This is a genomic window from Actinoplanes sp. NPDC051475 (genome assembly GCF_040689425.1).
Classification (GTDB): domain Bacteria; phylum Actinomycetota; class Actinomycetes; order Mycobacteriales; family Micromonosporaceae; genus Actinoplanes.
Window position 1 is genome coordinate 309,167 of sequence record NZ_JBFAZZ010000001.1, and the last position, 16,786, is coordinate 325,952.

General features: G+C 74.1%; 14 protein-coding genes. 5 read left to right on the top strand and 9 right to left on the bottom strand.

Annotated features, from left to right (window positions below):
* Positions 1 to 10: 10 nt before the first annotated feature.
* Positions 11 to 979, bottom strand: a complete 969-nt coding sequence (locus tag AB0368_RS01420; RefSeq protein ID WP_366151764.1) for an RICIN domain-containing protein — start codon at positions 977 to 979, stop codon at positions 11 to 13.
* 188 nt (positions 980 to 1,167) lie between these two features.
* Here AB0368_RS01420 and AB0368_RS01425 point away from each other — a divergent pair, with 188 nt between their 5' ends.
* The gene (locus AB0368_RS01425) at positions 1,168 to 2,928 is read left to right on the top strand and encodes an alpha/beta fold hydrolase (protein WP_366151765.1); all 1,761 of its coding nucleotides are present in this window, start codon (positions 1,168 to 1,170) and stop codon (positions 2,926 to 2,928) included.
* 16 nt (positions 2,929 to 2,944) lie between these two features.
* Here the strand turns inward: AB0368_RS01425 and AB0368_RS01430 are convergent, their stop codons facing one another.
* Positions 2,945 to 5,287, bottom strand: coding sequence for a VIT domain-containing protein (locus tag AB0368_RS01430; protein ID WP_366151766.1), 2,343 nt, complete (start codon positions 5,285 to 5,287; stop codon positions 2,945 to 2,947).
* Entirely contained in the window at positions 5,284 to 5,868 is a 585-nt protein-coding gene (locus AB0368_RS01435) for a MerR family transcriptional regulator (RefSeq protein ID WP_366151767.1), read from the bottom strand. Before AB0368_RS01435 ends, AB0368_RS01430 begins: the two co-directional genes overlap by 4 nt.
* A gap of 76 nt (positions 5,869 to 5,944) precedes the next feature.
* Here AB0368_RS01435 and AB0368_RS01440 point away from each other — a divergent pair, with 76 nt between their 5' ends.
* Together AB0368_RS01440 and AB0368_RS01445 are read left to right on the top strand one after the other, a co-directional pair.
* Positions 5,945 to 7,564, top strand: coding sequence for a sensor domain-containing diguanylate cyclase (locus AB0368_RS01440; protein WP_366151768.1), 1,620 nt, complete (start codon positions 5,945 to 5,947; stop codon positions 7,562 to 7,564).
* Between the two features lie 28 nt (positions 7,565 to 7,592).
* Positions 7,593 to 8,300 (top strand): cyclase family protein, encoded by a 708-nt coding sequence (locus AB0368_RS01445; RefSeq protein WP_366151769.1) that lies wholly within the window; start codon positions 7,593 to 7,595, stop codon positions 8,298 to 8,300.
* Here AB0368_RS01445 and AB0368_RS01450 read toward each other — a convergent pair.
* From AB0368_RS01450 to AB0368_RS01465, 4 genes are all read right to left on the bottom strand, one after another.
* The gene (locus AB0368_RS01450; protein ID WP_366151770.1) at positions 8,276 to 10,360 is read right to left on the bottom strand and encodes a peptidase M6 immune inhibitor A; all 2,085 of its coding nucleotides are present in this window, start codon (positions 10,358 to 10,360) and stop codon (positions 8,276 to 8,278) included. The genes AB0368_RS01445 and AB0368_RS01450 overlap by 25 nt on opposite strands.
* A gap of 49 nt (positions 10,361 to 10,409) precedes the next feature.
* Positions 10,410 to 10,676, bottom strand: a complete 267-nt coding sequence (locus AB0368_RS01455; RefSeq protein ID WP_366151771.1) for a hypothetical protein — start codon at positions 10,674 to 10,676, stop codon at positions 10,410 to 10,412.
* Positions 10,677 to 10,738: 62 nt separating this feature from the next.
* Positions 10,739 to 11,467, bottom strand: a complete 729-nt coding sequence (locus tag AB0368_RS01460) for an ABC transporter permease (RefSeq protein WP_366151772.1) — start codon at positions 11,465 to 11,467, stop codon at positions 10,739 to 10,741.
* 74 nt (positions 11,468 to 11,541) lie between these two features.
* On the bottom strand, positions 11,542 to 12,441 hold the full coding sequence (locus tag AB0368_RS01465; RefSeq protein WP_366151773.1) for an ABC transporter ATP-binding protein: 900 nt from the start codon (positions 12,439 to 12,441) through the stop codon (positions 11,542 to 11,544).
* 131 nt (positions 12,442 to 12,572) lie between these two features.
* Between AB0368_RS01465 and AB0368_RS01470 the strand changes: the two genes are divergently transcribed.
* Both AB0368_RS01470 and AB0368_RS01475 read left to right on the top strand, forming a co-directional pair.
* Positions 12,573 to 13,838 carry a histidine kinase gene (locus AB0368_RS01470; RefSeq protein ID WP_366151774.1) on the top strand — a complete coding sequence of 422 codons (1,266 nt, stop codon included), beginning with the start codon at positions 12,573 to 12,575 and terminating at the stop codon, positions 13,836 to 13,838.
* On the top strand, positions 13,835 to 14,494 hold the full coding sequence (locus AB0368_RS01475) for a response regulator transcription factor (protein WP_366151775.1): 660 nt from the start codon (positions 13,835 to 13,837) through the stop codon (positions 14,492 to 14,494). Before AB0368_RS01470 ends, AB0368_RS01475 begins: the two co-directional genes overlap by 4 nt.
* 6 nt (positions 14,495 to 14,500) lie before the next feature.
* Here the strand turns inward: AB0368_RS01475 and AB0368_RS01480 are convergent, their stop codons facing one another.
* Together AB0368_RS01480 and AB0368_RS01485 are read right to left on the bottom strand one after the other, a co-directional pair.
* Positions 14,501 to 15,289 (bottom strand): polysaccharide deacetylase family protein, encoded by a 789-nt coding sequence (locus AB0368_RS01480; protein WP_366151776.1) that lies wholly within the window; start codon positions 15,287 to 15,289, stop codon positions 14,501 to 14,503.
* A gap of 61 nt (positions 15,290 to 15,350) precedes the next feature.
* Positions 15,351 to 16,574: a dipeptidase gene (locus AB0368_RS01485; protein ID WP_366151777.1), complete on the bottom strand. Its 1,224-nt coding sequence runs from the start codon at positions 16,572 to 16,574 to the stop codon at positions 15,351 to 15,353.
* Positions 16,575 to 16,786 lie beyond the last annotated feature (212 nt).

Here is a 16,786-nt window from a genome sequence, read left to right on the forward strand (position 1 = left end):
GTAGGAGCCGTCACGGGAGGAGCCAGCGCTGGTTCGCCGTGCCCGTGCAGGCGCCGACGCGGACCCCTTCGCCGGAGCGGGTACCGTCCGACGGGTCGGTGAGGCAGCCGCCCTTCGGCACGGCGACCAGGGACCGATCGGGTCCCGCCCGCCACTGCGCGGCCGTACGCCCGTCGCAGACCGCGATGCGCACGGTCCCGTCCTCCACGGGAGCGGCGCACATCCCGGCAACGCGCAGGGTGCCGTCAGTGGCGACGGTCCAGATCTGCGCGGGCGTGCGGTTGCACTCGTACACCTGGATGTGGTTGCCCTCGGCGGGCACACCGCCGTTGAGGTCGAGGCACAGGTCGCCGAGCCCGCCGATGGCGCCGATGCGGTCGGCGGACGGGGGCGGCGAGAGCGTCGGCGCCGGGCTCGGACTCGGCACGTCTGGCGCGAGACCGGCGGGCGGGCGTGTCGCCGCGGAGGAGGCCGTCGCGGCCGCCGGGGTCGACGTGCCGGAAGCCGGGGGGCTGCTGGTCCTGCGGGTCGACTCGGTGAGCGCGGTCGCCCGGGGCGCGGCGGGGGTCGCGCTGGCCGGGGGCGTGCCGGCGGTCGTGGGTGCCGGGTAGGGCGGCAGGCTGACGTCGGTGAAGGCCTGCGGGCCGCGGTCCGGGCCCGAGGGCAGCGCCGCGATCGAACCTGCCACGCCGAGACCCGTCACCAGCGCCACGACCCCACCGACGATCAACGCGACTCGCCGCCGCCGGAATGCCGCGAAGCCGCCGCCGGCCGCCGACGCGGCGGGATCAGCGGCCGCGCCCGGCCCGGAAACGGCGCCCGGTCCCGAAACGGCGCTTGGCTCAGAAATGGCGCCGGGCCAGGTCTCGGCTGAGGCGTCCGGCGCGGGGGTTCCGGGCTCGCCACCGAGGTAGGGACGGACCAGCAGCGGATCCCCGTCCTCCGGGTGCCGCCGCGCGTCGCCGTCCCGCTCCGCCATCCTCCGCCTCACCGTCCGATGCCCTTGCGGAAACCTACCCGCTACCGGCCCGGGGAGCAGCCCGGTTGCAAGCGCCGGGGGCGGACCGAAGATCGGCCGAACGGCCAGGGTGACGCTGCCCGAACGGCGTACCGGAGGCCTCGGCTCTTGGCCGATTTCTGGGGTACCTGACCTGAAAGGGCACCCGCATGCCGCTCTCCCTCCGCCTGCTCGCCTCGGGCGTCGCCGGGCTCGTCCTCGCGACCGCCGCCGCGGTGCCGGCCGCTGCCGTGCCCGACGTGCCGGATGCTCCGGTCGCCGCGATCGAGGCGGTGCGGACCGCGGGCACCAGCGCCGTCGAGGCGCGCCGGGTGGGTGCCGTCGCCACCCCGCACCTGCGGTGGTACGCGTGCTACGGCTGGGCGCAGTGCGCGACCGCCGAGGTGCCGCTCGACTACGACCGCCCGTACGGCGAGCGGACCACCGTGGCGCTGCTGCGGGTCCGGGCGAAGGACCAGGCGCACAAGGCCGGCAGCCTCTTCGTGAACCCGGGCGGCCCGGGCGTCTCCGCCACCTCGTTCGCGCTGGTGGCTCCCATGGTGCTCAGCGCCTCGCTGCTGGAGCGGTTCGACGTCGTGGGCATGGATCCGCGCGGCATCGGGGCCAGCGACAACGTCGCCTGCTTCACCGACACCGGCCGGCAGACGGCGGCGCTGAAGGGCATGTCCGTGGCGTTCCCGGTCGGCGCGAAGCAGACGAGGGCGTACCTGAAGAGCGTCCGGAAGCTCGCCGCCGGCTGCTCGACCACCGGGCGCCGGCTCGCCGGCGCCATGTCCACCGCCGAGGTGGCGCGGGACATGGACGTCATGCGCCGTGCGGTCGGCGACAAGAAGCTCAGCTACCTCGGCTTCAGCTACGGCACCGCGCTGGGCCAGTTCTACGCGAACATGTTCCCGGACCGCTTCCGCGCCATCGCGGTCGACGGCGTCATCAACCCGCGGTCGTGGACCGGCTCGGCCGCGACGCAGGGCGTCATCCAGGACGAGCGGCTGCGGTCGGCGCAGGGCGCGGAGAAGGCTTTGAAGCGGATTCTCACCCTCTGCGACAAGGCCGGGGAGAGCCGGTGCGCTTTCGCCGCGGGCGACCCGGTGCGGCGCTTCGCCACCCTCGCCGGGCGGCTCAAGGCCAGGCCCGTGACCCTGGAGGGCGCGACGCTCACCTACGCCACGTTCATCAGCATCGTCCTCAGTTCCCTGTACGCCGAGGACGCGCCCGACGAAGTCACCGGCCTGGCGCACGACCTGTGGACGCTGACCTCGACGCACCCGTCGGCTGACGCCGTGGCCGCCGCCACCTCCGGGGTGCTCCGCCGCCAGGGCCGGGCGTTCCCGTACGAGAACTCGACCGACGCGTACTCCGCGGTCATGTGCACCGACGGCCGCCACCCGGCCTCGGTGTCGTCCTGGCCCGCCAAGGTGGCGAAGGCCGTGAAGCGGGCGCCGTACTTCGGGCAGGCCTGGGCGTGGGCGAGCGCGCCCTGTGCCCGCGACATCTGGCAGGTCCGGGACGAGGACGCCTACACCGGCCCGTTCTCGCGGCAGACCCGCAACACCGTGCTGGTGGTCGGGAGCTACTGGGACCCGGCGACCAACTACTACCAGGCCGTCGGCTCCGCCGGGCTGCTCGCCGACGCCCGGCTCCTGAGCAGCGACAACTTCGGGCACACGGCGTACGGCACGTCGCCGTGCGTGACTGCCGCCATGGACGACTACCTGCTGCACAAGACGCTGCCCGCGAAGGGCGCCGTCTGCCGGGCCGCGCAGCCGTTCACCACGAAGCTGGAGGAGGTGGCCGCCGGGACGGCGACCCTGGACCTCGCCACGGCCACGAAGGCCGAGATCGCCGCCCAGGGCCTGCCGCCGGCGGACGCCCCGAAGCAGCGGCCGCCGGTGGGAACCTTCCCGTTCTGACCGGTACGAGCTCCCGTCAGCGCTTCCAGAACGCCTTGCGCTGCGGAGCCCCGGGCGCGAAGCCGTCCAGCACCTGGCGGGCGTACGCCCAGTCGGCCTCGGTGTCACCGCCGGCGCGCAGCCGTTCGGCGAGCTCGCGCACCGCGGTGATTTCCGGACCGGTCATGCCGTCCACCAGGGCGGCGAGCCGGGTGCCGAGGTCCGCCAGCAGCTCCCGGCGCTCGGCGACCGGCCGGTCCTGCGCCTCGCGGAGCCGCTTCGCCTCGACCGCCACGATGGCGGCGAGGTCCTGCGGCGTCAGCGCGGCGCCGCCCGGGGCGACCATCTTGCGGCTGCTGCCGCGCGCCATCATCGAGGACGGTACGGCCGCGAACGGCTGCGGCCCCCGGGCTCCCTGGGCCCGTACGGGCGCGAAGCTGGGCTGGGCGGGCGGGAGGCCGCCGGGCGCGGGCGCGGCGGGCGGCGGCAGCGGCGCGGCGGTCCCGGCGGCCAGGAACGACGGCGGTTGCGCCGCGTCGAACATGTCCCACCCGGACGGCGATTCGACCGGCTGGGTCACCCGCCGGGTCTGCCCGCCCTCGGTCACCACCCGGCTGTCCACGGCGACGTACGCGGTGAAGCGGCACAGCACCCCGTAGCGCAGGGACGTAGCTACGATCTGCGGCTCCAGGCCGTGGTCGCCGGCGGCGTACCGGTCCTCGAGCTCGCGCAGCCGCGTGCGTGCCCACTGGGCCGTCACCGCGGGCTCGTCGCGGCGCTCGACCAGCACCTCGACGGCGAAGTCGCTGTCGTCCCGGCGCCGGCCCCGAACCGTCACAGTGGACGGCACGGCGCCGGTGTAGCGGCCGAAGAGGACGAGCGGCACGCCGGGGAAGACGGACTGCGGCCGGCCCGGCTCCACGCCGCTGACGGTCACGTCGGTGACCAGCGGTGCGCCGATCCGCCGGTGGATCTGTTCCATCGCCTCGTCCAGCCGGTCCTCGCTCTCCACCAGCTCGCAGCGGCCGGCGCCGAGCGCGGCGAGCCGGCCGAGGAAGCCCGCGTTCACCGCCCGGTCGATGCCCACGGTGTGCACGCGGGTGGTGCCGATCAGCTTGCTCACCTCGGCGATGATCTGGTCCTCGTTGCCGACCTGGCCGTCGGTGACCAGCACCAGCACCCGGTCGCGCCCCTCCACCCCGGCGAGCAGGGACAGACCCTCGCGCAGCGGGGCGAGCAGCTCGGTGCCGCCGCGGGCGTCGGCGCGGGCCAGGTGCTCGACCGCACGGAAGCGATGCCGGTCGGTGGCCTGGGAAAGTCCCTCGCCGAGGTCGCCGGGGCGGTCGATCTGGTGGTCGAAGGTGAGCACCGCGAACCGGTCGGCGCCGGTCAGGGTGTCCACCACCCGGGCGGCGGCCCGGCGGGCGGCGACCATCTTCCAGCCGCCCATGCTGCCGGAGCGGTCGAGCAGCAGTACGACGTCCTTGGGCCGGGCGGGCGTGTCACCGTCGGCGGGCGGGAGCACCACGAGCTGGTACGTCCCTTCGTCGCCGTCGACCGGCGCGTCCGGCACGAACACCGCCCCGGAGCCGTCGCCGGCGTACGGCAGCCGCAGCACGAAGTCGCGGTCCGCGCGCTCGCCGGGCGCGATCTCCACCCGGCCGCCGGACGTGGTGACCGTGTGCAGGCTGGAGCGGACCTCGGCGAGGGGCAGGCCGGCGGTGTCGATGTCGACGCCGATCGACAGCCGCAGCGGGTTGGGGAAGCCCGGCAGCAGCACCGGGGGAGTGATCCGGGAGGCGTCCGGCACCGCGTCGGTGTCGCGCACCTGGCCGTCACCGACCGGGGTGCCCGCCAGCGGCGTGCCGGGGACGTAGCGGGGTGCCACCACCAGCGGGAACCGGAACGTCGCCGCGCCGTCCTCCCACGGCAGGGGTCCGACGAGGGTCAGCTCCACGACGACGCGCTCGCCGGGCAGGATGTTGCCGACCCGCATGGTGAAGACGTCGGGGCGGTCCTCCTCGGCGATGGACGCGCGCTGCCCGGCCTCGATCGCCCGGTCGTACGCCTCCCGGGCGGCCGCGCGTTCCTGCAGCTCGGCCCGGACCGTGCGGCCGTCGGCGGTCATGGTCATGCCGGTGACCGCGGCGCGGTCGGGCAGCGGGAAGACGTACGTGGCCTCCAGCGCGGTGTCGTACGCGTTGACGAACTCGGTGGTGACCGTGGTGTCCGCGACCAGCCCGCTGATCCGGGCCCGGACGTCCAGCCGGTCCAGCGGGAGGTTGCCGCGGTCGGTGCGCAGCGCCCCCAGGCCCGCGTCGGGCAGGATCCGGATGCGGCCGAGCTCCGCCGGCTCCATCGGCGTGACGGAAAGGGTCATGACGGGCTCCCATCATCGGGGTCGGGGGTGGCGTCGAGCAGGCCTCGGGAGGCGAGCAGGTCGAGCAGGGGCCGGGCGGCGGTCGCGATGGCCGCGCGGTCACCCGGCTGAGGGCGTACCGGAAGAATCAGGACCGCCCCGCCACCCAGCGCGACGCCACCGACCTCCGGGAGCGAGTTCTGCGGTGCGGCGGCCGGAGCGGCGGCCCAGAACTTCGGCCGAGCCGGCGCCGGAGCATCCGGCTCGCCGGCGTCCGCCAGCAGCTCCCGCGGCACCCGGGCCGCAGCGGCCAGCTCGGCGTCGCTCGCCCCGGCCAGCTCGGCCTGGATCGCGGCCAGCGAGTGGCCCTGTGCCTGGCGCCGCTTCAGCGCCACGAGCTGCAGCAGGTGCCGTGGGCCGTAGAGGGCGGTGCGCCCCCGCATGCCGGCGGGGCGGTCGACGAGGCCGGTCGTCGTGTACCACCGGATGGCCCGCCGGTCGGGCACGTCGCGGACCCGGCCGTTGGGCGCGCCGGGGTACTCCGCCGCCAGCGCCCGGCGTACCCGCTCCACGAGCTCGTCCATCGTCCACACGCCGACCATACTGACACTGTCAATATGACAGTGTCAATGTCGGGGTTCTCCTTCAGTCGCGCGGCGGACCGCCGATGCGACAGACATGCCCGACGCGAAGTTGACCGAGGCCGAGCGCGACGCGGCGTACGCCGAGGCCGTGGCCCGCCACCCGGACGCCTTCGTCAGCACGATCACGCCGTCCGGCGTGTTCACCGGCCTCCCCGCCGGCTTCGAGCTGGGCACCCTGCGCCCGGTGGTGGGACCGCGCTCGGCGCTGGACATCTTCGTCGCCGAGGACCACCCGGTGGTCATCGACGCGTGGCACGACTTCCTGGCCCGCGGCAGCGCCGCCTGCCGGGTACGCCCGGTCGCGGCCCCCGCCCAGCTCGTCGAGCTGCGGATCCTCGACCTCTCCCACCGGTACGGCGCGGCGCTCGTGCTCATCGCCGGGCTGAACGGCGACGGCGGCAACGGCCCGCTCGAGCACGAACCGATCAAGCCCCGCCTGGTCACCGTCCGCAAGGACCTCAACGCCGTCATCCTGGACGCCGGCCCGGAGATGGTCCAGGTGCTGGGCTGGAGCGCCGAGGAGCTGAAGGGCACCCGCGCCGTCGACCTCATCCACCCCGACGACCGGGTACGGGCGATCTCCAGCTGGATGGACATGCTCGCCACGCAGGACGGCGAGGCCCGCCGGGTACGCCTGCGCCACCTGCACCGCGACGGGCACGTCGTCTGGTTCGAGATCACCAACCACAACCACCTGGCCGACCCCGCGATCGGCGAGGTGGTGGCCGACATGCTCGACATCTCCGACGAGATGCTGGCCCAGGAGGCGCTGCGCGCGAGCGAGCAGCTCATGCGCCGGCTCACCGAGACCATCCCGATGGGCATCGTGCAGATCGGCACCGACCGGCGGATCGCGTACCAGAACGAGCGGGCCGCCCGGGCGATCGGTGCCGACCCCGGCGAGGTGCTCGGCGGACACCACCTGGACCGGATCCTGCCCGGCGACCGGCCCGCCATCGACGCGGCGATCGACGCCGTGCTGGCCGGGCGCGACACCGACGCCGAGTACGGCTACCACCACGCCGAGCGCGGCCCGCGCCGGGTCCGCGCCAACCTGCGCTGCCTGACCGGCCCCCGCGGCGAGGTGACCGGCGCCATCATCTGCCTCACCGACATCACCGAGGACGTGCGGCTGCGCGACGAGCTCAAGCAGCGGGCCACGTACGACGCGCTGACGGGGTGCCGCAACCGGGCCTCCACCCTCGCCGCCCTCCAGGAGTCGCTGTGCGGCCCCGGCCGGACCCGCGGCACCGCGGTGATATTCATCGACCTCAATGAGTTCAAGCAGGTCAACGACGTGCACGGGCACGCGGCGGGAGACCGCCTGCTCACCCACGTCGCGGACCGGCTGCGCGGCGCGGTGCGCGACGGCGACGTGGTCGGCCGGTTCGGCGGCGACGAGTTCGTGGTCATCTGCCCCGACGTCCCGGCCGCGCTCGACGCCCGGCACATCGGCCAGACCCTGGTGGCGGCCCTCGCCACCGGCGGTCTCGACCACGACGGCCACCGCCTGCTGCCGCAGGCCGGCATCGGCGTGGCATGGGGGGACCCGCGGACCGCGGCGGCGGACACGCTGATCGCCCGCGCGGACGCCGCCATGTACGCGGCCAAGAAGAGCCGCACCGGCCGCCTCGCCCTGGTCCTCGCCGACTGACGGCGTCCCGCACCGGCAGACTGACCCCATGCAGCTCGACCTCGTCAGCCTGTCGCACGTCGCGGACCCGGCGACGGCCTGCCTCTATCCGGGTGACCCGGAGTTCGCCGCCGACACCGTGGCCACCATCGCGCGGGACGGCTTCCACCTGCGCCACGTGCGGCAGGGCGAGCACACCGGCACCCACTGGAGCGCGCCGGGCCACTTCACCGAGGGCGCCGCGCTCGCCGACGACCTCGAGGTGCCGGACCTGTTCCGGCCGGCCGTGAAGATCGACGTCCGGGACCGGTGCGCCGCCGACCCCGACTTCACCCTCTCCGAAGCCGGCCTGCTGGCCTGGGAGGACGAGCACGGCCCGATCCCGCCGGAGTCGTTCGTGGTCCTCTGGACCGGCTGGGACGCCAAATGGGGCACGGAGGCGTACTACGGCCGCGACGGCGACGGCACGCTGCACCAGCCGGGGTTCGGCGTGGACGCGGTGCAATGGCTCATCGCGACCGGGCGGCTGGGCCGGCGCGGCGGCACCGGCACCGACACGTTCGGCCCCGACCCCGGCGTGGACCCCACCTACGCGGCCTCCCGCCTGGTCCACCGCGAGCACCGCCTCAGCCTCGAGGTGCTCGCCAACCTCGCCGCGCTGCCCGAGACCGGCGCGTGGATCCTGTGCGGCGGCCAGATCGTCCGCGGCGGCGCGGGCTCGCCGGGCCTGATCTACGGGGTGCTGCCGCCCGGCTGAACGACGCCGTTCACGGTGAGCGTGTAGGGCGCGTACTGGCCGACCTGCCCGGTCGGCTCGTCGTAGGCGACGATCGCCACCACCTTCGGGTACGCCCGCAGCGCCGCGAACTGCCCCACCGGCACCTGCCGCGCCCGCTTCCCGGCGCCGTCGATCCCGACCAGCCGTACGTTCCACGCGTGCACCGGCACCGGCGTGATCTGCGTGGGCGAGCGGAAGCCGCTCAGGGTCGTGCCGTCGCTGACCGCCGTGCCGCCGATCGCCACGTCGTCGACGTACCAGCCGCCCTCGTTCACCGCGCCGTCGCTGACGTAGCGGAAGCCGAGCAGGATCTGCTTGCCGGCGTACGCGGAGAGGTCGTAGGTGTGCTTCTCGAAGCCGTCCGTGCTGCCGGTGAGCGCCGGGCCGAGCGGACCCACCACGGTACGGTCGCCCGCCACGGCCCGGTACGTCCGGCCCCCGTCGGCGGAGACCGTCACGTACCCGTAGTCGTAGCCCTTCTCGGCGCCGTACCGGGCACGCAGCGTGAGAGTCGCCGCCTTGCCCGGGACCTGCACCGGGACCACCGCGGCGGCGTCGGTGTCACTGGCGTCGCCGGAGAACAGCGCGCCGTCCCGGAGCGTCCACTCCAGGGGGAGCGGCGGCAGCGTGCGAGCCCCGCGGAACCGCACCGACCGCAGGTCCGCCCCGCGCAGAGACCGTCCGCTCCCGTCGCGCAGCCGCACGTAGTCCGCGCCGTTCGGAGCCGCGCCCGGACGGTCGTACGACGCCGGATTGGCCAGGTTCACGGTGGACCGCAGGCTCGCGGCGGTCACCCGGTTCCGCGGCACACCGATCATCGTCCCGTCCCCGGCGACCTTGTCGACGAGGGTCATGGTCTGGAAGTCGTGCAGCACGCCGTAGAGGCGTACGTCCGGGCCGAGCGCCTCCTGCACCGCGGCGAGGCCCTGATGGCGGCCGTCACGGTGCAGCCGCGACAGCACCGCGGGACCGAACCGGTCATGCAGATAGAGCAGGAACTGGTACGCGTTGCCGTAATCGGCGAGCACCTCCGCCGGCGCGCCCTCGCCCCACAGATTCAGCGAGTTCTGCGCCCCGCCGCATGCCCGCGGATTCGCGTTGAAGGCGGTCTTCACCACGGCGAAACCCTGGAAGCACACAAGATGCGTGTCCGCGCCCGGGTGGTACACGGTGGCGGTCCCGTCGGCATAACCCACCAGGCTCTGGGCGTAGTCCGACAGCCCCTCGTTGATCCAGAGCTCCTCGCCCGGGTCGGTGTAGTGCTCGAGCAGATGCTGCCACTCGTGGGCGAAGGTCCCCTCGTACAGCCGGGGCCGGGCCGGGCGGCTCGTGCACAGGTCGGCGGTCGGCTCGTCCGGCGGGTTCACCCCGGTACGGTGCCGCCAGTCGTACGCGTCGATCGTCATGACGTTGCGGTCGACGAGATCGTTGAGCTGCTCCGAGAAGAAGCCCGCGATGTAGGTCGCCGCCTCGGGGAAGTCGTAATAGTTGTCGTCGCGGACGTTGTCCACCAGAGTGACCGTCCGCTGCCCGGCGCCGGTGTAGTCGCCGGTGACCTGCGCATCGCTGCCGTCACGGTCCGGCGGGGTGCTGAACGCCGCGGTCTCGCGCGGCTGGATCGTCCGGTCGAACTCCCGGATGAGCCCGGCGATCTGCGCGTCGGTCACGACCGTCGAGCCGGCCGGGCGGCAGTCCCCGGCCGGGAACTCGACGTCGGCGGCCACCCAGACCTCGATGTGCTCGCCGATCCCGCGCAGCGTGTAGTCCTTGCGGTAGAACCGGCCGTCGACGTCGTCGAGCGCGGGCCATTTCCGTACCGTGCCGGCCGCGGGCGTGGGCGCGCCCGCCGCGCGCCGCGCGAATCCGGCGCTGCGTTTCTCCAGGCCGGCGGTCGAGTAGGTCTTGCGGGCCGGCTCGCGGGTGTCGTTCAGCAGCGGGGCCGCGCCCGGCACCGGCGCGGCGACGCCGGCGGCCGCGGGCGGCACCAGGGGAGCGATCAGCAGGACAGTGACGGCGGCGAGACGAAGTGAGGCGCGCACAGCAAAGGACGGTACAGGTACTTACCGCCCAAAAGGGTCGCGACGCGGCCTACTCGAACAGCGAATGGTCGCGGCCGCCCTCGGCGCGGGAGCGCGCCCGCCGCCGAAGCTGCACCACCACCCCATCACCCACCGCGACCACCGCCCAGGCGGCCAGCAACCAGGCCGGCACCATCCACCCGGCACGGAACAGCAGCACGGACAAGACCGTGCACACGACGAAACCGAACACGGCCAGCACGAGCCGCAGATTCAGCGCGCTGTACGGCTCGTCGACCGTGCCCCGCCGGCCGCGGGGCTGCGGACCGATCGGCATACCGTCAGCCTACCGCCGCCCGGCCGCCGCGGACCTTCCGCGACGGCCGGAAACGAGCACCCTCAGGACACCTCGCGCCGCAGCACCCGGACTGTGCCCAGCACCATCGGCAACGCCACCCACAATGCGCACGCGACCCCGAGCCGGCCCCATTCGCCGGCGGTCATCGACGGCTCACTCAGCGGCACCGACGTCAGGTTGATGTCCAGCCACTTCGCGGCCGTGCCCAGCCATTTCACCATCGCGCCGAGCACCGTCCACACCGTCGGGATCGCGAAGTAGAGCACGATCGCCAGCGGTGAGTTCATCAGCAGCGCCCCGAACGCCGATCCCATCAGGACGAAGACGACCTGGTTGAGCAGGAGCCGGCCCACCTGGTCGGCCGTGATGTGCCAGCTGCCGTCGCCGCCGGTGCCGAGCGCGATCACGTTGGCCGCCGCGGACAGGGCCGCCGCCGCCGCGGTCGCCGCGATTGCGATGAGGACCGCCGCCGCCAGCTTCGCCAGGATGATCCGGCCGCGGGCCGGGGTCAGGGTGAAGGTGCCGAGTGCGGTCCGCTGGGACCACTCGCTGGTCATCGACAGGACGCCGAGGACCGGGAGCAGCACGCTGGCCGGCAGCAGGCCGAACGAGAACAGGTCGCGGAACGTCTGGTCCTGGTCCGGGCTCGCGGTGATCATGATCACGGCCGTGCCGGCCGCAGCCAGGCCGATCACGATCAGCAACCAGAGGCCCGCCCTGGTGTCGGCCAGTTTGCGCAGCTCCACCTGGGTGAGCCGGATCAAAGACACACCTTCATATGTACGGCTACGGCCCGCGCCAACCGCAGCACCGGCCGGAGAGGTCGACGGACTCTGCACCGCGGTCATCGCACGGCCTCCTTCACCGAGTCACCGGCGGTCAGGGTGAGGAACAGGTTCTCCAGCCCGCTGCTGCCCGCCGGGCGCAGCTCGAGCAGGACCAGGCCGGCGTCGGCGGCCGCCCGGCCGATGACCTCCGCGTCCGCCGGCACCACGACGCCCCCGTCGGTCGTGGCGGTGCCGGTGAGCCCGGCCCGGTGCAGCACCCGCTGCAGCGCGCCGGCGTCGAGCGCTCGGACCACCGTGCCGGACGCGGCCAGCAGGTCCGCCTTGTCGCCCTGGGCCACGATCCGGCCCCCGCCGATGACGACCAGCCGGTCTGCGACCGCCTCCACCTCCCGCAGCAGGTGCGAGGAGAGCAGAACCGTGCCGCCGCGGTCCGCGAAGTCGCGCAGCAGCCCGCGCATCCAGAAGATGCCCTCCGGGTCCAGCCCGTTCGCCGGCTCGTCCAGCACGAGGATGCCGGGGTCGCCGAGCAGCGCGTACGCGAGCCCCAGCCGCTGCCGCATCCCCAGCGAGTACGCCTTCACCCGGCGCTTGGCGGCGGTGCGGTTGAGCCCGACGCGCTCCAGGCTCTCGTCGACCCTCCGCTTGTCGACGCCCATGGTCAGCGCGGCCAGGGTCAGCACCTCGCGCCCGGTACGCCCGGCGTGCTGCGCCGAGGCGTCCAGCAGTACGCCGATGCGGCGCCCCGGATTGCCGATGCGGCGGTACGGCACGCCGTCGACGGTGGCCGTACCGGAGGTGGGCGGGGTGAGGCCGCAGATCATCCGCATCGTGGTGGACTTGCCGGCGCCGTTGGGTCCGAGGAAGCCGGTCACCGTGCCGGGCGCACAGGTGAACGACACGTCGTCGACGGCCGGGTGGGGCCCGTACCGTTTGGTGAGGTTCTCGACCGTGATCATGCGTCTCAGCGTGCCGGGGCCGCCCAGGTCGGCGCGTCGGCCGCCGGTCGCGGGCGGCGAACCTTGGTCTAGCGATGCCTACGACTTTGGTCGGTATCGGGGCTCGCGGGGCCGACCGTACGATGGCCGCCATGGGGGAGCTCGCACCGGCGCGCCCGGCGGGTCGGCCGCCGGAATATCGCTGGCTGCTCCCGGCCGTCCTGCGCGACGAGGCCGACGGGCCGCCCGGCCCCCGCTCGACCCGCGACTGGGTGATCGACGTCCTCTGCTTCGTCCTGAGCCTCGGCTGGACCCTGCTGGTGACGGGGGATCTGCTGAATCCGCACCCGGAGATGGTCCCGGAGTGGAGCAGCACCCCGACCTGGCTCATCGCGAGCGACCTCGCCATCGGCGTCGTGTTCTCCGTGGCGCTGTGGTGGCGTCGCCGGTGGCCGGTGCAGCTCGCGGCCGGCGTGATCGTCTTCGGGGCGGTGTCGGTCACCATAGCCGTCGCCGCCCTGGTGATCATGTTCTCCGTCGGGGTGCACCGCCGCTTCGGGGTGACCGCCGTCGTCACAGTGGCCGGCCTGGGGACCAACGCGGCCTTCTGTGTGATCCGGCCCGAGAGTGACACCCCGATCCTGGAATCGCTGGCCTGGAGCGCCGCCATCCTGCTCATCGTGCAGCTGTGGGGCATGATCGTGCGGGCCCGCCGGCAGCTCGTGGTGTCGCTGCGCGACCGCGCCGATCGGGCCGAGGCCGAGCAGCAGCTGCGCGTCGCCCAGGCGCGCGCGCTCGAGCGCACCCGGATCGCCCGCGAGATGCACGACGTGCTGGCCCACCGCATCTCGCTGCTCAGCCTGCACGCCGGGGCGCTGGAGATCCGGCCCGACTCGCCGCCTGCGGAGGTCGCCAGCGCCGCCGGGGTGATCCGCGCGAGCGCCCACCAGGCACTGCAGGACCTGCGTGAGGTCATCGGCGTGCTGCGCGAGCCGGCCGGCGAGGCCCCGCCGGAACGCCCGCAGCCGACCCTGGACCAGCTGCCGGCGCTCGCCGAGGAATCCCGGGCGGCCGGCGTCAAGGTCCGGCTGGACCTGCGGGTCGACGCGCCGGACGAGCTGCCGGCCGGTGCGGGGCGCACGGCGTACCGGATCGTGCAGGAGGGCCTGACGAACGCGCGCAAGCATGCGCCCGGCACGGCGGTGCAGGTGGCCGTCGGCGGCGCCGCGGGGAAGGGGATCACCATCGACATCCGCAACCCGGTGCCGGTCGGCCGCCCGGCGGCGGCTATCCCGGGCGCCGGCACCGGCCTGATCGGGCTGGCCGAGCGGGCCACGCTGGCCGGCGGGCGGCTGACGCACGGCCGTACCCCGGACGGCGACTTCCTGCTGGCGGCCTGGCTGCCGTGGCCGGCATGAGCGGGCCGATCCGGGTCCTGCTCGTCGATGACGATGCCCTGGTCCGGGCCGGGCTCACGATGATCCTCTCGGGCGCCGACGACGTCTCGGTGGTGGCGCAGGCGGCCGACGGGGCCGAGGTCCCGGCGGCGGTGGCGGCCCACCGGCCGCACGTCGTGCTGATGGACATCCGCATGCCGCGCGTCGACGGGCTCGCGGCCACCGAGACCCTGCGGGCGCGGCCCGGCGCACCGGAGGTCATCGTGCTGACCACGTTCGACGCCGACGAGTACGTGCTGCGCGCGCTGCGCGCCGGGGCCAGCGGCTTCCTTCTGAAGGACACCCCGCCCACCGAGATCCTGCACGCCGTACGCCGGGTGGCTGCCGGCGAGGCGACGCTCTCACCCACGGTGACCCGGCAGCTGATCGCCCACGTGGCGGCGCTGGACGGCAACACAGGCCGGCATCACGCCCGGCACCTGCTCGAACGGCTGAGCGAGCGGGAACGCGAGGTGGCCCTGGCACTGGGCCGGGGCCGGACGAACGCGGAGATCGCGGGGGAGCTGTTCATGAGCGTGGCGACGGTCAAGGCGCACGTCTCGCGCGTGCTGACCAAGCTCGACCTCAACAACCGGGTCCAGGTGGCGCTCCTGGTGCACGACGCCGGCCTGGTCTGAGCCGCGTCAGGCGCGGGTGCCGAGGGCGGCCAGTTCGGTCACGGTGGCGAAGCGGAAGCCCCGCTTCTTCAGGCCGTCGAACATCTCCCCGAGGTGGCGCAGCACGACCAGGCGGCGCTCGGCGCCCACGTCGTGCGCCAGGATGATCGAGCCGGGGCGGACGGATTCCACGATCGCGCGTACCTGGCCGGCGGGGTCGTCCTCGTAGTCGCGCTCGTGCATCTGGTCCGACCACAGCACGAGGTCGTAGCCCATCGAGTCGGCGGCGAGCAGGGTGGAGCCGCCCAGGTGGCCGAAGGGCGGCCGCATCAGCGTCGGCGCCCGTCCGGTCACCTTCGTGATCACGTCGTGGGTACGGCTGAGCTCGTCGGTCGTCGCCGCGAGGTCCAGCGTGGCGAGGTCGGGGTGCGACCACGAGTGGTTGCCGATCTCGTGGGCGCCCAGCCTCCGGCGTACGAGATCGGCATGGGTCTCGAGGTTGCGCCCCACCATGAAGAACGTGGCCGGGATCCGCGCCGCGTCCAGAGCGTCGAGCACCATCGGCGTCCACCGGGGCCCGGGGCCGTCGTCGAAGGTGAAGGCCACGACCGGTTCGTCGGTCTGCACGTAGTAGCGGACCCGCACCTCGGGCCGGCGCACGGCGGCGAGCCGGTCTGCCGCGGGGGCGTAGCCGCCACCCAGCGGCGGCTGGTCCCATCCGCACCAGTGCGGGAGCCGGTCGGCGCCGGCCGCGCCGAGCCCCAGCCCGGCCGCCGTCAGCAGCGCGCCCCGTAGGAGACTCCGTCGATTTCGCATGATGCGCTGCAGCCTCGCCGCCGGACGCGGGCGGGGGTATCCGGCTGCGGACGGAGATCATCTACGCCCGGTCTCGGCCCAAAGTCGTAGACGGCCACATCGCCTCGGTGGCCTGCTCCTCCGCCTCGCGCAGCACGCGCAGCACATTGCGGCCGGTCAGCTTCTCCAGATCGGCCCGCGTCCACCCGCGGTCCGCGAGCTCGGTGAGCAGGCGCGGATAGCCGGACACGTCATCGAGGCCCGGGGGCAGGCGGTCGCAGCCGTCGTAGTCGCCGCCGAGCCCCACGTGGTCGACGCCCGCGGTCTCACGGACGTGGTCGACATGATCGGCCACCTGGCCCAGGGTCGCCTCCGGGCGTGGATGGGCGGCCAGCCAGGGCAAGAAGGCGGCCGGCGGGTGGTCACCGCCGGGTCCCTGCTCCGGTACGGGCCGCGCCGCGATCTCCTCGCCCGGCCGGGGTGCCCGGGGCCACGCGTCCAGGTCCTCGGGCAGCCCCAGGCGCGCCCACTCCTGTCCGGCCGCCTCGGTCCAGGCGGCGACCTCGGCCGACACGAAGGGCGGCACGAACGTCACCATGCAGACGCCGCCGTTGCCGCGCAGCCGGGCGAGGACGTCGTCGGGCGCGTTGCGGCGGTGATCCGTGACCGCCCGCGCCGACGAGTGGCTGAAGATCACCGGGGCGGTCGCCGCGTCGAGTGCCGTGTGCATGGTGGCCGTCGCCACGTGGGACAGGTCCACGAGGACGCCGATGCGCTGCATCTCCGCCACGACCGCGCGGCCCTCGTCGGTCAGCCCCCCGTACCGGGCCTCGTCGGCGGCCGAGTCGGCCCAGGGCGTGTGGTGGTTGTGGGTCAGCGTCACGTACCGGACCCCGAGCCGCGCGAAGGCACGCAGCACGCCGAGGGACGACGCCAGGCTGTGCCCGCCCTCGATGCCGATCAGCGACGCGATCCTCCCGGCCCGGATCGCCGCGGTGACGTCCGCCGCCGTGTACGCGATCGCAAGATCCCCCGGGTAGGCGGCGACCAGCCGGTACACCGCGTCGACCTGTTCCATCGTGGCGACCACGGCCGCCGGCTCGGGCAGGTCCGAGGGCACGTAGACCGACCAGAACTGCCCGCCGACGCCGCCGGCCCGCAGGCGGGCGATGTCGGTGTGGAACTCCCGCCGGTCCGCGGCCAGCCCCTCGACCCGGTAGCCGGCGCGGGCCCGCAGCGCCATCGGCAGATCGTTGTGCCCGTCGATCACGGGCATGGCCGCCAGGACGGCGCCGACGTCGGTCACCAGGGGTCCCCTTCTCGGTCGATCATCGCGGCGAGCATATGGCCGTACGCGCCCGTGCGCGCCCCGGCTCGGACCCCGAAATCCTCAAGTCTCGCCGTTCGGGCGGTTCGCAACCGGCCCGCACCGTGACGGGCACTTCGCGCGCACCGTACGCCCCGGAATCTCTTCCCATGCCCGGCCGATATGCGGCCGGACAACGCGGGGGAGATGAC

What these genes read in the sequence shown, in the direction of transcription:
- AB0368_RS01420 (WP_366151764.1), bottom strand. Translation starts at nt 979, where the DNA reads ATGGCGGAGCGGGACGGCGACGCGCGGCGGCACCCGGAGGACGGGGAT.
- AB0368_RS01425 (WP_366151765.1), top strand. Translation starts at nt 1,168, where the DNA reads ATGCCGCTCTCCCTCCGCCTGCTCGCCTCGGGCGTCGCCGGGCTCGTC.
- AB0368_RS01430 (WP_366151766.1), bottom strand. Translation starts at nt 5,287, where the DNA reads ATGACCCTTTCCGTCACGCCGATGGAGCCGGCGGAGCTCGGCCGCATC.
- AB0368_RS01435 (WP_366151767.1), bottom strand. Translation starts at nt 5,868, where the DNA reads ATGGTCGGCGTGTGGACGATGGACGAGCTCGTGGAGCGGGTACGCCGG.
- AB0368_RS01440 (WP_366151768.1), top strand. Translation starts at nt 5,945, where the DNA reads ATGCCCGACGCGAAGTTGACCGAGGCCGAGCGCGACGCGGCGTACGCC.
- AB0368_RS01445 (WP_366151769.1), top strand. Translation starts at nt 7,593, where the DNA reads ATGCAGCTCGACCTCGTCAGCCTGTCGCACGTCGCGGACCCGGCGACG.
- AB0368_RS01455 (WP_366151771.1), bottom strand. Translation starts at nt 10,676, where the DNA reads ATGCCGATCGGTCCGCAGCCCCGCGGCCGGCGGGGCACGGTCGACGAG.
- AB0368_RS01465 (WP_366151773.1), bottom strand. Translation starts at nt 12,441, where the DNA reads ATGATCACGGTCGAGAACCTCACCAAACGGTACGGGCCCCACCCGGCC.
- AB0368_RS01470 (WP_366151774.1), top strand. Translation starts at nt 12,573, where the DNA reads ATGGGGGAGCTCGCACCGGCGCGCCCGGCGGGTCGGCCGCCGGAATAT.
- AB0368_RS01475 (WP_366151775.1), top strand. Translation starts at nt 13,835, where the DNA reads ATGAGCGGGCCGATCCGGGTCCTGCTCGTCGATGACGATGCCCTGGTC.
- AB0368_RS01480 (WP_366151776.1), bottom strand. Translation starts at nt 15,289, where the DNA reads ATGCGAAATCGACGGAGTCTCCTACGGGGCGCGCTGCTGACGGCGGCC.